The organism is Algoriphagus sp. (assembly GCF_046296635.1).
In the GTDB taxonomy this organism is placed as follows: Bacteria; Bacteroidota; Bacteroidia; order Cytophagales; family Cyclobacteriaceae; genus Algoriphagus.
Genome location: NZ_JBKBKZ010000013.1, coordinates 125,858 through 140,208, shown reverse-complemented (window position 1 = coordinate 140,208; position 14,351 = coordinate 125,858). Strand labels below are relative to the sequence as shown.

Here is a 14,351-nt window from a genome sequence, read left to right as displayed (position 1 = left end):
AAACTAACGGACACCGAGCGAAGTCGAGGTGAAACTTAATAAAATTTGGCTACTGGCAGAATTGCGGATATACATATTTTAATTTCTTCTTCTTTAAGATTAGTCATTTTGAAATTGAATCAATACATCAACCCAAACACCCACAGCGGGATTTTTTTTCCAAAGCCGTGTTCAATTTCATCAGCTGCAATCAGGTAGTTTTCGAGATGCTTGATTTGAGAAGCATCCTTGTTTTTGCCGCTAACTTCTATCACGAGATCATTAACCAAAAAATCACCAGAATTGGGAAGGCGAACTTCCTTTTTAAGGTTTTTCAGTTGGTTCAACAGGAAGGTTTCCCGGATCGAACCGATATCTGGCGAGGATTTTAAAGAGTACGCAAGATTGGTGTTTTCAAGGTAGATTTTATCTGGTTTTTGAAGTAGCGAAACTCCCTTTCCTTCAGCTATCAGAAAATTGAGTAGTCTGGCTTTTTCCAATTGATTCAACCATTCATAAAGAGAATCTCTACTGGTTTCTATTTTTCGAGCAATTGCAGTGAGGTTTGGTTTGAATGGAACTGATTCTGCGAGGACACCCATCAGTTTTTTGACTTTGTACGCAGTACCCGCATTGTAATCGGCAATGAAAGCAAGATCAGATTCGATTACTGTGTTGATGATCTGCTGGAGAAAAATCGAGATGTTCGACAGGTTAGTTTCATTGAAAATTGGGAGATATCCTGTTTTTAAATATTCATGAAATTCAGGTAAAGGATGAAAAGTTTGAGCGACTTCAGATGCAATTGAGCTATGATTTTTCTGGATTTCATTCAAGCTAAAAACCGGTAAATCCAATCCTTTTTTGATCTTTAAATATTCTCGGAATGACAATCCGGGCAATTCATAGGTAATCACCCTTCTGCTCAAATCGGATTCTCCACGGTAAATATCCAAAGCTGATGATGAGGAAAATACAACTTTAAGATCAGGATAAGAATCGTAGATGTTTTTTAATTCTCGTGACCAGTTTGGGTATTTGTGCACTTCATCGATAAATAAAAATCTGCCACCATTTTGATAGAAATCAGTGGCTGTCGCCACCAGATTGTTGGTGTAAAACCAATAGTGATCTGCTGTGATGTAAAGGGTTTCGTTTGGACTTGAATTGAGTCCGTACTTCATTCGCTGAAGCATCAAAGTAGTTTTTCCTGATCCTCTTGGGCCTTTGATAGCGATCATTCGTTGATTCCAGTCGATTTGGTCAAAGAGAAATCTGAAGAAAGAATTACCTACCTGATTGAGTAGATTTTTGGAAGTGGAAAATAGGATTTCCATAAAACGTCGAATTTATTTGACAAAAATATAAGTAAAATGTCGAATTAAAAAGACAAAAATATGATTTATTCGCAGAATTGATTCGACATTTTCTTTGATGAGGAATCCAAATGTTCAATACACTCAGCTTTCAAACTCACAAATTCCCCATAATCTCTTCAATCAATTCTCTCATTCGTGCTTTGGCTTCTGGAGGGGAGATGATTTTAATTTTATCAGCCATCATTAGCATCCATCGGATAAATCCTTCCATTGAAGAAGTTACAAAAGTCATCTCAATGCCGGATTCAGTCCATTTTTCAGTGACAAATCCGTGATTGTACTTTTGCTCGCGAATGTATTTCTCAGAGCTGGTAGGAACAAAAATTTCAATTTGAGTCAGATTTTCAGTATGCCGCACTTGATCGAGAAAATCCTTTAACTTGGGATGTGAATCAGTCCGGTAATTTTTATCAAGAATTTGCAATTCCTGAATTCGGTCGATCCGAAAGTTTCGATAATCATTGCGAAGTCTGCACCATGCGATGAGATACCATTGCTCAAAGGAATAGTAAACCCCAACCGGCTCGATTATCCGTTTAGCGGTTTTTTCCTCTTCAAATGTGGTGTAGATAATCTCAATCAAATTTTTATTGCTAAGGCTATTCAAAATAGACTGAAGGAATTCACTTTTTTTCCCCGCTTGCAGCTGATTTCGCATTCGAATGACTTCAACCAGTGGGGAAAGTTCCTCCAATCGATCTTTTTCAGCTGTTCGCAGGACTGCTTTTATCTTGAGCATCGCGGAGCGGAAATGATCGCTGCTGCCTTTATCGGTGACTTTTTCAAAGATTTTCTCCGCTACCAGAAAAGCTCGTGCTTCCTCCTGCGTGAACATGACCGGCGGAAGGCGATAACCTTCGACCAAGGAATAGCCATGACCAGCTTCGCCGATGATCGGAATTCCGGCTTCATCCAATGCTCGCATATCCCGATAAACCGTACGCAGACTGACTGAAAAACGTCTTGCGATTTCCTCTGCTTTCGTTAGTCTTTTGGACTGAAGTTGCGTGACGATGGCGGTGAGTCTGTCGATCCGGTTCATTCAAAAACTTTTTCCCAAATAAAGAAAAAAACTGAATTCCTACTGACATACAGCTGTCATTTCTCGGCAGTTTCTTTGGGTATAAATTTTAAACAAACCCTTAAAAACTATGGAAACTCTAGTGAAAAACGACCAAATCATTTCAAAAGAACAATTGCTTGCGCATTGGCAAGGACACCGAGCTTTGACTCGAAGAGTAATCGAGGCATTTCCTGAAGAAGAACTATTTTCCTTCAGCATGGGCGGAATGAGGACTTTCGGGGAGATGGCTTCCGAGTTGATCGGCATTGCTGTTCCTGGTGTCAAAGGACTGGCAACAGATGAATGGAAATCGCTGGATGAAAAAGATCCATCAGGCAAAGAAAAAACAAAACTTCTTGAGATTTGGGATCAAAATACTGTCGAAATCAATGAATGGTTCACAAAGATTCAAGAGGGAAGGCTTCAGGAAAAAATGCTAGCTTTTGGGCAATACGAGGATAAAGGTTATTGTACATTGCTATATTTCATCGACAACGAAATCCACCACCGAGGGCAAGGTTACGTGTATCTGAGAGCTCTGGGAATAGAGCCACCGGTATTTTGGGAGAGATAGTTAACTATTGATTGTAAAAAAGAACCCCCAACTAGCGGAAACTCATTGGGGGTTCATTTACTTATAATACTTGCGCTTTTGACCTTAGAACATTTGATTGTAATCCCCCTCATCCATCCCCTTGCTGAATCTTCTCAGGTTATATGTGAATGAAACCATGAAATACTGCTGCAAGACATTGGTTTGGATATCTTCGATGTAAGTCTCGGTGATATTTCTACGCACATTTGCATTTTGACCTAAGAGATCATATACCATGATACTGACCTCTCCACGCTGATTTTTGAAGATTTTTTTACCCAAACTCATATTTATGAGAGAGAAGTTATTGTCAAAACCTTCGCTAAGACCAGAATTGATTTGGTGGTTGAGATCCAATCGGTAAATGATTCCGGCGAACATGATCCAGTTGAAGTTTACTCTGAATCGTTGCTGAAAGAAGTTGTTGTCAAGTCTAGGATTAAGTGTATTCTCCACTCGGTTGAATGAGGATCGGGACCAAATATTAAAATCAATCTGATCACTAATACTGCTATTGATGGAGAATCCACCATTTATTCTCTGCGAATTGTTGAATCCGGTGAGATCATTTACCTGACCAGGTCTCCTAGTGATACTTCCACCAGCATTGAGGTTAAGTTTGGATTTCATAAAATCCAGAGGCATTCCATAGCTAAGCCAAGTTCTGATATCAAAGTATCCGTCCAAATTGATCGGTCTATTGATTTGTGAACCTCTTTCCAGAATTATTCCATCTTGAATTTCTGTGGCTTCATCAGCGATGAAAGTACTATTTGAGATGTAATTATTGACAAATTGTGATCTGGTAAAAAAGAACCAGCTTTTGTCTGAATCCGGGTTTTGACTTCTAAATCTAACACGGAACTCTTTACTGTACGACTGATCCAAGTCAGGATTACCTGTTCTTAATTGCAGTGGATTAGTATTGTCAATTACGGGTTGAAGTTGACGCACCTGAGGTTCAGCAGTCCGAGTGTCAAAATCGAGTTGAATATTGGTATTCTGACTGAATTTATACTCGAACCTAACAGTAGGAAGCACTGCACTGAATTTTCTTCTCAAATTAAATGCCTGTGGAAATTCCTGATTATTGTCCAAACTGGCATCTTGGTATGAGATTTCAGTTTGTAATCTTAGTTTTTCATTTTTGTATTGATACCCCAGTTCAAATTCTTGAGTTAAATAATCGCTCTGAAAAGTATTGCTTAGCGCAGTATCCAAGAGCATCCTTCCACCTTCAAAATCCCCCCCTTCTACATTGAATACCAATTGATTCGAATTATTAGCTCGATTGCCAATTTCGTATTCGGCTTCAAACATACCGTTTTTCCCCACGGCTTCTGTAAATGCCAGTCCAGCCTCCCAACGGTTTCCCTGACGCTCCCGAGTAGTTTTTTGATCAATGTTTTCTGCTCGTTGACTACCATTTTCGAAATAGATATTTCTGGCAGTACGATCCGATTCATCATTATCCCAACCATTGTGAAGAAAACTTCTAAAAGTTAAACTTCTGCCTGCTTTGTTGAATTGGTGCCCTATGATCAGTCGATTAAAAAAGTCATATTCTTTATACAGACCAGTTTTCAAATTATCCACTTGATTGATCAGGTTAGTCCCATCGGTAGTTTCACCCAGAAAAGAGGAATTTTCGGTAGAGGATTCAGCAGAAAATCGAGGGATGTAAAGGATTCTTGTTTTTGGAGTAGGATTATATTCAAATCTAAGATTAGCTCGATGTTCATTGTTTACCCGAACATCTCTGGCCGTTTCCCGGTATTCTTGATTGGAATCACCAGTAGTCACAAAATCCCGCGCCATATCCACTATTCCTACATTTTCTCTATTGGAATAGGTGTAGCTACCAGTTACTTTAATCTTATCCCCCCAAAGATCAGAATAGTTTAACCCTAAGATATTGGTGGTGATGATACCTTCCTGCGGTCTACCATCAGATTGGGTATTGGCATCACTGGTATAATTCAGCATGTTTACATTATTGGAAAGGCCAGTGAAAGTAATCCGTTGGTCTTCGTCAAAAGCATTGATACTTGCTCCAACAAGGTATCTGTCATCTGTGCCCAATCCTGCTGTAGTTTTTCCAAACTGCCCTTTTCTCCTGTTTGCCTTGGTGATGATGTTGATGGTTTTGATTCGCTCACCATCATCAAAGCCACTCAATTGAGATTTCTCGCTTAGCTGGTCAAAAATCTCAATGCTTTGGATCACCTCTGCGGGGAGGTTTTGCAATGCTGCCCGTACATCCGTTCCAAAAAACGGCTTTCCATCTACCAAAATCTGCCCGATGTTTTCTCCCTGGGCTTGCAAGGCCCCACCTTCTGACACGACGCCGGGAAGTTTCTCGATCAGAACCTGTGCACTTGCATCTTTCATGGTTTTGAAAGCATCTGCATTGTACATGGTGGTATCACTTTTTTGGGTGCCTGTGGATCTTCTGGTTGAGATTACCACTTCTCCCAATTCAGTAGCCATTTCTTGAACACTAAGAGTGCCGAGATCTTGATTGCCATTTACATTAAGTGTTCTGAAAAAGTCTCGATATCCTAAGTATTGGATTTTGAAAAGGTAGGTGCCTTCTCTGACATTGGTCATCTCGAATTCCCCATCCATTTCAGAGATAGTCCCATAAACTTGAGATGAATCCGAAACGGAAAGTAATAGGATGTTGGCATAAGGGATAGGATTTCGCTTTCCGTATTCAAAAACTTTACCTTTCACGGTGTAGGATTGGGAGTACACCAAGGTAACTGAGCTAAATACAAAAAGAAAAAAGAATAGATATTTCATTGATTTTGGTAATTCTGGGATAATGGGCTGAGTTTGAAGTTAAGTAGGTATTTGAATCAATTTACAAAGGAAAAGCTCCCAAGTTTATATTCCGCATAAGAATTAGCTGAGCGGTAGATTAGCCAAATGAACAGTATTCTTTAACGTCATAGCTACTAGAAGAGAATGGGTATTTTAAATAAAAAATATTGAATATCAGTAAGTTTCAAACTCTGACAAAAATTGTCGGTCATAAATGTTATTTTTTCCATCATCTTAATGTTTATAATAACAACATTTATAACTTAGCTGGCGTAAAGAGAAAAAGCTATGGAAACAACAGAGAAAATCAGAATCACATCTAAGACTTTGGCCTCGGGAAATTGTCAGGTAAAGTTTTTTGTGGAAGACGAGCAGAGGCCACAATATGGATATTTGCTTGTGACCGAACCCAAACCTGTGGGAGATATCATTGAGGAGATTAAAAATCGTCTTGAAAAGAGGAGAATGGATTCTATGAATTTGAATCCATTTTTCCCTTTGGCTCCAAACACAGAGGACACTAATTTCTACCTTTTTTCGGCATGAGTTATTTAGCCTCAAACCTTCGTTTTTTGCGCAAGCAAAAAAATATAACCCAAAATGATCTGGCAGATCAATTGGATGTGCAGCGTACCATGATCTCTGCTTATGAAGATGGAAGGTCTGAACCCAAGCTAACCACGCTACAGAAGCTAGCTGATATTTTAGAGGTAGGAGTGGAGGAGCTATTAGAACACGACATTGAAAATCTTGGGAGAAAGGCACTCCAAAAAAGGGGAATCAATATCCTGACCATCGCAACTGATGCGAATGATAGGGAGAATATTACGCTTGTAGGTCAAAAAGCTTCTGCGGGTTACCTCAATGGGTTTGCTGATCCGGTATATATGGAAACGCTACCGCAATTTCATTTACCTAATCTTTCTCGGCAGGCCACCTATCGGGCCTTTGAGTTGTCAGGGGATTCTATGCTGCCATTGATTCCGGGAACGATAGTGATTGGTGGCTATGTGGACCAATTGAACCAAATCAAAAGTGGGAAAACCTATGTCTTGGTTACTCAAACCGAAGGAGTGGTTTATAAGCGAGTGTTTAATTATTTGGAGGAAAATGGCAAACTGTTTTTGGTCTCGGATAATGAACATTACAAGCCTTATGAAGTCAAAGGCGAGGATGTGCTCGAAATATGGGAAGCTAAAGCGTTTATCAGTACTGATTTTCCAAATCCAGGGGATAAAAAGAAGCCCCTGACACTAGATGATCTGGGCGAAATGATCCGTGATATTCATGCGGATCTTAGGAAGATCAGGGGTTAATTTCTGGACAAAGTCGAGTTAGAAATTCCTGCGCTTGATTGAGTTTTCCCATTCCAAGATTTTCCACCGTCTGAGGTTTGGAAAGAAAATGAAAATTGATCTGGATTGTTATCCATTTCGAAATAGGTTGAATAAATACTGTTGTTTTCAAATTTTCCCAGCCCTCTTCCTACTTCTACATTGAAAATGTAATAGGTGAATGAAAACTCGGTACCATTCTGAATTATGTCAAAATAACCTGCTCTAATTCCATCCTCCCTTACCCACCATTTCCCCGGAAATTCAGGTATTTTTTCTTCAAAACGTAAGGGCACTTTATTCTCAGTTTTCTCCGGATTGCTCTTTTTGGAATCAACATTCCCTCCAGAGGTAATTGGTTGAACTGGATCAATGTAATCTGTCTGAGGATTATCATAAATTACAATTTGTTCTGGTTCTGCATAATGCTCTTCCTCAGGAACACACATTCCGATCAAAATCAAAAAACCTATAAATCCACCCAAAACCCATAAGTAATTTCTTGCCCACCAACTTTTTGGTTTTGGTATCGGTGATACAAAGGACCGTGGTATTGGTCGAGGATCATAAGGAGCAGGTTTTTTGTCAATGATTTTCTCAAGGACTTTGGTCAATTCTCCCACATCATAATTCCACCTCGAACTGGTTAATTCTTGAGCATGCCTGAGAGAAAGCTCTTTCAAATCGTCTGGCAACTCTTGGGAGTCAGGCATTTCTGCACCGTTGACTAAAACTGGAATAACTCGAATTTTTCTTTCCAACGCTTGAGCAATCTCTTTTCTCACCCAATCTTCATCCTTTTGAATTCGTTTGACCCCATTTGAATCAGTGACTTTCATCCAATGCGGACCGATCATGGCCAACAGAACTTTGCTTTCATTTAGTGCTTTGGAAATAGATTCGTCAAAATTCAAACCTGCCTCAAGCGTTTCTACATCGTAAAAGATGTTTTCCTTTCCAAAAACTTGCTCCAACCTATCCTTGACTCGCCCTGATTCTCCGGATGTGTCTTCCCTTCTGTAGCTTATAAAAATCTTATCACTTGGCATATTGCATGGATTACATCTCTATAAAGATAAATAAATCAGTCATTTAATCATAGATAGAATTAAATTCTGTTAATGATTTCGAAAAGCAAATTAAAATCTATAAATCACGGTTAGTTAATCCTGATAAAGTACTTTAGTTCTGCTCAACTGAAAAGTGGCGTGGAATTTAATACGATGGATAATATTCCTCAGAAGCTGAACAGGTATCCATCAGGATTAGAATGAAAATGATACCCAAAACCCAAACGTAATTTCTTTTAAACCAAGCTCGGTATTTTGTTGTCCAATCTTGGTACTGTCTTGTATATTCTGGAAGGTCTCCCAAGAAGTTTTCCTTAAGATCTGGTGTTCTGGAAATTTCTTTTTTGAGAACCTCTATTAATTTCCCAACGTCATAGTTCCATCGACTACTGCTTAGTTCTTGGGCATGATTCATTGATAACTCTTTCAGATCATCTGGCAACTCAGCTTTTGAAGGTACTTTAGCTCCATTAACTAAAACCGGAATAACCCGAATACCTTTGCTCAGCGCTTTGGAAATTTCCTTCCTTACCCAATCTTCCTCCAAAAAGATTCTTGGATCTCCATTGTGATCTGCAACTTTAAGCCAATGGGGACCGATCATTGCAAGTAAAACCTTACTCTCATTTAGAGCCAAGGAGATGGTTTGCTCGAAATTCAGACCTGCTTCAAGAGTTTCAACATCGTAAAAGATCTTGTTTTTACCGAACTCGAGTTCAAGTTTGTCTTTTAGTCTACCGGATTCTCCGGAGGTGTCTTCGCGTCGGTAACTGATAAAAATTTTTCCGTTTGCCATAAAAAAACCTGATTTATACCTTTCTAAAGATAAATAAATCAGGTAATTAATTGCAAATCTCTAAGATTATTCTCCCGCAATTAAATCTGCAAAACCAACCTTAATTTTGCTCACTGCATCAAAAGTTGGGTCAATATTCATTACTCCTTTGCCCAACTCATGCCAGTAGCCATCTCCACAATTGATGTAGGCACCACGTTTGTTTCCTGCTGTTTCTTTCGCCATTTCATAGTGATAATCCGGAGTAAAGACGATTTTCATCAACTGAATTGCATACTCCCAATTAACCACTCGTGAGGTTCCATTTATTTCAAATATGACCTCTCGAACCGAAAAGTGAACGGTTAGACTACAATCAGAAATCTGATCATTTACCTGACGATAATCTATTTTTAAGGGAGCTTCTTTTTTAACTGTTTCATAGATAGCCTGAATCAGATCTTGGGCCATCAGCTGCCATTCCTCCTGATTAGATGGGATTTTCACGCCTTCATCTTTTCCTTTTTCGAGGGCTGTAATCGTGATTCCTCCATCCTCGATGTCCTTGCTTGACCAGCGAGTTTTGTTAAAAAGCTGTTGCAAAGGCTTGATCCAAACTGAGTTCAGTTCGCCTTTGTAGCTATAGTCATCATTAAGTGTAAAGCCTTCATCAAAAATTTCCTCTTCGCTGAGTTCTTCCCGTTCGGTGTAGTGAAGATCGAGTTGGACTGTGAGATCTCCATTAGCCCAATCCAAAGCCAAGCAAAAAACATGGCTATACGGTGGTGGTACAATCCCCGAGTCATATTCTAAAACCAGGCCAGTGATGCTTTTTTCTATTGATGTCATTGTGTAAGCTTTGCGCAAAAGTATGGTTTTTCGGGCAATTTAGTGGTTATTTTGCAGCCCAATCAAAATTCCATGGAAGACCAATTAGACCTTATTTCATCAGAGATTTACCAAAAATCCTATGTCATTATTGATAATTTCATTGATGAGGACTTTCGCAAGGCGCTTCTAGCCGAGCAGATTGCTTTGGTTCAGCTTGGTAAATTTCGACCTGCTGCAGTAGGAAAAGGTGGGCAAAAGCAAGTCCGAACCGAAATCAGAAGTGATGAAGTATTTTGGATGGACTCTGCTGAATTAACCCCACTTCAGTCTGTTTATTGGAATAAAATTGAGGAAATCCGAAAGGTGTTGAATCAGCGCTGTTTCTTGGGATTGAGATCCTTTGAAGGGCACTTTGCGCGATATCCCGTTGGCTCAAATTACAAGCGGCACTTGGATCAGTTTCATACTGTTCCGCATCGTGTGGTATCCGTAATTTTATACCTAAATGAATCTTGGTCAGAGAATGATGAAGGGATGCTGCGAATGTATATCCCTAAGGAAGATGGAACTGAATTAATCGAGGACGTATTGCCTTTGGGTGGAAGGTTGGTAGTTTTTCTAAGTGGGGAGATTCCTCATGAAGTTTTGCCCACCAAAAAAGAACGAATAAGCATCACAGGCTGGTTGCGAAATATCGACTAGCGAAGGTTGATTAGAATCTCTTTTCGTTCATCCTTTAGTTCAAAAATAGTTTTGGCATATTCAGGTGGACCAAAATAGCCTTTGGCGTTATTTGAGAAGCCATATTTTTCGAGGGGATAGCCGAATGGATTGGTGTTGATTTTTCCATTCTCATCCTCATCATGAAATACCGCAATGGAATATTTTCCTGGCTTCAAATCCGTGATTTTAAAAAAGCATTTCCGATCAACAACCGGTGCAGAGAAGGATTTGAGTGCTAAGTCAGGTTTATCGGGATAGCCTTTTTCAGAATCAAAGACCAAGATTCTGACCACTCCTTTATTAGATTTAGCTTCATGAATATGCAGATCAATTTCACCTGAATTTTGACTAGTCATGAAAAGGAAAAATAAGAAAATGAAGTTTAGCAGGATCAAATTTGTAATTGTTTAAAGGTCAAATCCCGGTTTATTTTTCCGCTTTCTGTATGTACAAAGGAAGGGATGAAATAAATTTTCTTTGGAGTTTCAAATTTCCCAAAGACATTTCTCATTTTCTCTTGCAAAAGCTTCGCCAGTTCTTCATTCGGCTCAGTTTTCTCAATAAGCAACACCAATCTTTCTCCCAACTTTTCGTCTTTTTCACCTAAAAAGAAATAGCGACAGCCGGGGAAAAACTCAGCTATCAATGCTTCTGACTTTTTTTCCAAAAGCTCCGAATGGAGTTTTAGTCCTCCAGAGTTGATTACAAAATCAGCTCTTCCCAACCATATAAAACTGGTTGAGGACTTCAATTCTACCAAGTCATTGGTTTGAATCCTTTCCTGTCCACTCATAAGTGATTTGGTCCAGACAGCCCCTCTTTCGTCCTGACCAATTTCGACACCTGCAAGTGTTTGGTAAGTTGTTTCACCTTCTTCAATTCTTGCCAACGCTACATGAGAAACTGTTTCGGTCATCCCATAAGTTTGCCAGGCTGGAATACCGTTTGCGATAAGTCGACTTTTGAGTCCTTCAGAAATTGGAGCACCTCCGATAATCAGGTTGGAAACTTTTTTGAGTGCTGGTGAAGTTTTTGGATTGTTCAAAATTTCTTCGACTTGAAGCGGAACCAGCGCTACGAAATCAGGAAGGAAGACTTCAGGGAGGTCTAAAAATGGATTTGAGTGCGGTTCCACCAGCCAAATTGGACAATCCCAAACCATAGCACGAACAAGCATCATTTTTCCTGCGATGTATTCCGGATTGAGACAGCAGAGAAGTTTGGTGTTAGAGTTAGTTTTAAAAAAAGAGCCTGTCGCTTTTGCACTTTCCATCATTTGCTCCCGACTGATTTCAATCGTTTTTGGAGTTCCTGTCGAGCCGGAGGTTTGTTGGCTAAAGTAAGTTTTATCAGAAAGCCATGCTTCGCAAAAGGAAAAAGCAGCTTTCGCGAAAGCTGGAAGTTCCAAATCCATACCTTCAAAATCTTCTTTCGTTTGGAAAATTTGATCGTTGTAATGGAGTTGAAACATTGTATTGAATTCTAATTTTGGTTTTGCGAGACTAGACGTTTGGAATTAACAATTTTCAGGGAAGGCTGTTATCTTGCACAAAAATCGGAATTAAACCCGGATTTTGCATTAGTTTTCGTCATGAGGGCAGTAATTGCAATAAAATCAGGCTGTTTGGAGACTGAGGCATAGCGCCGCTATGGTGAAGTCGAAAGCAGCAACGTAGTGACTGATTTTGAAGAAATTACTGTCCGTAATAGAAATTCTAATGCATAATTCGGGTTAAAACTAAAATGAATACCATGGAGTGGATTACCGCCAAGGAATATCAAGATATCACTTACAAAAAATGTAATGGGGTCGCTAGAATTGCTTTTAATCGGCCTGAAGTTCGTAATGCCTTTAGACCAAAAACCACGGCTGAACTTTACGATGCTTTCTATGATGCTCAGGAAGACACTTCCATTGGCGTGGTACTTTTGAGTGGAGAAGGCCCATCTCCAAAAGACGGGGGATGGGCATTTTGCTCAGGCGGTGATCAGCGAGCTCGTGGTAATCAAGGCTATGTAGGAGAGGATGGCTACCATCGATTGAACATTTTGGAAGTGCAGCGACTGATTCGTTTTATGCCAAAAGTGGTGATCGCTGTCGTCCCTGGTTGGGCAGTAGGAGGAGGGCACAGTCTGCATGTGGTGTGTGATTTGACTTTGGCGAGCAAAGAACATGCGATTTTCAAACAAACAGATGCGGACGTCACCAGCTTTGATGGTGGTTATGGTTCGGCTTACTTAGCCAAAATGGTAGGGCAAAAGAAAGCGAGAGAAATCTTCTTTTTAGGCAGAAATTACTCCGCTCAGGAAGCTTATGATATGGGAATGGTCAATGCCGTGATTCCTCATGCCGAGCTTGAATCTACAGCTTACGAATGGGCTCAAGAGATCTTAGCCAAGTCACCTACCTCGATCAAAATGCTGAAATTCGCCATGAACCTGACCGATGACGGAATGGTGGGGCAGCAGGTTTTTGCAGGGGAGGCTACACGCTTGGCTTATGGAACTGAAGAAGCGATCGAAGGGAGAAATGCATTCCTTGAGAAGCGAAAGCCGAATTTTAAAAATATTAAGTGGATACCTTGATAGAATGGAAATGGGCAAGATGTTATTCTCAGACCTAACATTTTGATACAAGCTTTTTTTAACCGCAAAGATTTCGCAAAGAAAAAGAGTGAAGAGGCAGTGTCATTCTCTTTTCGAAAGCCAGAAGCACTAGAAATTCTCCAAAATTCGAGTTTTTACCCTGTTGATAATACCCAAATGCTGCTTCAGGAGAAGCAGCAAAACCTGCAACAGCCTCTTGTTTCTAAGCTTAAGAAAAAGCTTTCCTAACAATGTACTCGATCGATCGGGCTGCAAGTCTAGCTGTTGCATTGTCCTGATCAAACTGGGGATTGAGCTCTACCACGTCCAAGCTGACCAGTTTTTTACTTTTCACGATTAATTCAAAAACCTTGAAGGCAATCTGAGGATTAAATCCCATTGGGGACGGAGCCGAAACTCCCGGAGCAAAAGCTGACGAAAAGCCGTCCATATCAATGCTGAGGTAGATTTTGTTGACCGAGTCGATAAACCAGATGATTTGCTCCTCTATATATTCCCAGTTATGCAAACGAAAATCCTCCATGACAATAAATTTTGCCTTGAGTTTTTCTGCTGTTTCAAAAAGAGATTTTGGATTGGCTGCACGCTGAATTCCAAGTGCCAAATAATTGAAATCAGCGGGGTTTTCTTCAGCCAACTGATAGAATGGCGAACCTGAATGGCCTTTTCCTTTAATCGGTGGGCGAAGATCGAAATGAGCATCGAGGTTGATGATCCCGAGCTTTTCACCTTTTTCTTTTACATGTTTCAAAACGCCATTTCCATGGGCATAAGCAACATCATGACCACCTCCAAGAATGACCGGAAAGTGATTTGTTTTTAAGAGTTCATAGGTGGTTTTTGCAATTAATTCATGAGCTGATTCCATGTCCTGATCCAAGGTGAAAACATCACCATAATCGTAAATGGGTAGGTTTTCCGGTAAGTGAAGTGCAACAGATCCAAGCATTTTTCTAATTCCAGCAGGACCTTCGATTGTACCAGTTCGGCCTTGATTTCGGATCACACCTTCCTCGCTTGAGTAACCCAAAATGCCAACCTTTTTCTTTGAATCATCTTTGATCTTGAGGTTGGCAACGGGTTGAATAGCCTGATGCCAATATTCGATCTGATCGGATTTTCTACCTGACCAATTGAAGGGAGAGGGGTTTTGATGGAGATTCATGTGC

The 14,351-nt window shown here is 40.1% G+C and carries 14 protein-coding genes; 5 read left to right on the top strand and 9 right to left on the bottom strand.

What is annotated here, in order from left to right:
* Nucleotides 1–119: 119 nt before the first annotated feature.
* Nucleotides 120–1,316, bottom strand: a complete 1,197-nt coding sequence (locus ACK4HU_RS11695) for an ATP-binding protein (protein WP_409806930.1) — start codon at nucleotides 1,314–1,316, stop codon at nucleotides 120–122.
* A gap of 136 nt (nucleotides 1,317–1,452) precedes the next feature.
* Nucleotides 1,453–2,400, bottom strand: coding sequence for a helix-turn-helix transcriptional regulator (locus ACK4HU_RS11690; RefSeq protein WP_409806928.1), 948 nt, complete (start codon nucleotides 2,398–2,400; stop codon nucleotides 1,453–1,455).
* A 109-nt stretch (nucleotides 2,401–2,509) separates the two neighbouring features.
* Between ACK4HU_RS11690 and ACK4HU_RS11685 the strand changes: the two genes are divergently transcribed.
* Nucleotides 2,510–2,995: a DinB family protein gene (locus ACK4HU_RS11685; RefSeq protein WP_409806926.1), complete on the top strand. Its 486-nt coding sequence runs from the start codon at nucleotides 2,510–2,512 to the stop codon at nucleotides 2,993–2,995.
* An 84-nt stretch (nucleotides 2,996–3,079) separates the two neighbouring features.
* Here the strand turns inward: ACK4HU_RS11685 and ACK4HU_RS11680 are convergent, their stop codons facing one another.
* Nucleotides 3,080–5,821 (bottom strand): outer membrane beta-barrel protein, encoded by a 2,742-nt coding sequence (locus ACK4HU_RS11680; protein WP_409806924.1) that lies wholly within the window; start codon nucleotides 5,819–5,821, stop codon nucleotides 3,080–3,082.
* Between the two features lie 309 nt (nucleotides 5,822–6,130).
* Here ACK4HU_RS11680 and ACK4HU_RS11675 point away from each other — a divergent pair, with 309 nt between their 5' ends.
* The gene (locus tag ACK4HU_RS11675) at nucleotides 6,131–6,388 is read left to right on the top strand and encodes a hypothetical protein (protein WP_409806923.1); all 258 of its coding nucleotides are present in this window, start codon (nucleotides 6,131–6,133) and stop codon (nucleotides 6,386–6,388) included.
* A complete protein-coding gene (locus tag ACK4HU_RS11670; RefSeq protein ID WP_409806922.1) occupies nucleotides 6,385–7,158 on the top strand; it encodes an XRE family transcriptional regulator in 774 nt (257 codons plus the stop codon). Before ACK4HU_RS11675 ends, ACK4HU_RS11670 begins: the two co-directional genes overlap by 4 nt.
* Here ACK4HU_RS11670 and ACK4HU_RS11665 read toward each other — a convergent pair.
* The 3 genes from ACK4HU_RS11665 to ACK4HU_RS11655 all read right to left on the bottom strand — a co-directional run bounded on the left by ACK4HU_RS11665 (nucleotide 7,155) and on the right by ACK4HU_RS11655 (nucleotide 9,870).
* Nucleotides 7,155–8,225 carry a toll/interleukin-1 receptor domain-containing protein gene (locus tag ACK4HU_RS11665; RefSeq protein ID WP_409806920.1) on the bottom strand — a complete coding sequence of 357 codons (1,071 nt, stop codon included), beginning with the start codon at nucleotides 8,223–8,225 and terminating at the stop codon, nucleotides 7,155–7,157. The two genes, ACK4HU_RS11670 and ACK4HU_RS11665, sit on opposite strands and share 4 nt — an antisense overlap.
* Nucleotides 8,226–8,391: 166 nt before the next feature.
* Nucleotides 8,392–9,042, bottom strand: a complete 651-nt coding sequence (locus ACK4HU_RS11660) for a TIR domain-containing protein (protein ID WP_409806918.1) — start codon at nucleotides 9,040–9,042, stop codon at nucleotides 8,392–8,394.
* A 66-nt stretch (nucleotides 9,043–9,108) separates the two neighbouring features.
* The gene (locus ACK4HU_RS11655) at nucleotides 9,109–9,870 is read right to left on the bottom strand and encodes a hypothetical protein (protein WP_409806916.1); all 762 of its coding nucleotides are present in this window, start codon (nucleotides 9,868–9,870) and stop codon (nucleotides 9,109–9,111) included.
* 72 nt (nucleotides 9,871–9,942) lie between these two features.
* Between ACK4HU_RS11655 and ACK4HU_RS11650 the strand changes: the two genes are divergently transcribed.
* The gene (locus ACK4HU_RS11650; protein WP_409806914.1) at nucleotides 9,943–10,554 is read left to right on the top strand and encodes a 2OG-Fe(II) oxygenase; all 612 of its coding nucleotides are present in this window, start codon (nucleotides 9,943–9,945) and stop codon (nucleotides 10,552–10,554) included.
* On the opposite strand, the gene ACK4HU_RS11645 is transcribed toward ACK4HU_RS11650, so the two are convergent.
* Together ACK4HU_RS11645 and ACK4HU_RS11640 are read right to left on the bottom strand one after the other, a co-directional pair.
* Complete coding sequence (locus tag ACK4HU_RS11645) at nucleotides 10,551–10,931, bottom strand: DUF2141 domain-containing protein (protein WP_409806913.1); 381 nt, start codon at nucleotides 10,929–10,931, stop codon at nucleotides 10,551–10,553. The genes ACK4HU_RS11650 and ACK4HU_RS11645 overlap by 4 nt on opposite strands.
* A 35-nt stretch (nucleotides 10,932–10,966) precedes the next feature.
* Entirely contained in the window at nucleotides 10,967–12,046 is a 1,080-nt protein-coding gene (locus ACK4HU_RS11640) for an AMP-binding protein (RefSeq protein ID WP_409806911.1), read from the bottom strand.
* 281 nt (nucleotides 12,047–12,327) lie between these two features.
* Between ACK4HU_RS11640 and ACK4HU_RS11635 the strand changes: the two genes are divergently transcribed.
* Nucleotides 12,328–13,161 (top strand): 1,4-dihydroxy-2-naphthoyl-CoA synthase, encoded by an 834-nt coding sequence (locus ACK4HU_RS11635; RefSeq protein ID WP_409806910.1) that lies wholly within the window; start codon nucleotides 12,328–12,330, stop codon nucleotides 13,159–13,161.
* Nucleotides 13,162–13,390: 229 nt separating this feature from the next.
* Here the strand turns inward: ACK4HU_RS11635 and hutG are convergent, their stop codons facing one another.
* The gene (hutG, locus tag ACK4HU_RS11630; protein ID WP_409806908.1) at nucleotides 13,391–14,347 is read right to left on the bottom strand and encodes a formimidoylglutamase; all 957 of its coding nucleotides are present in this window, start codon (nucleotides 14,345–14,347) and stop codon (nucleotides 13,391–13,393) included.
* Nucleotides 14,348–14,351: the final 4 nt, after the last annotated feature.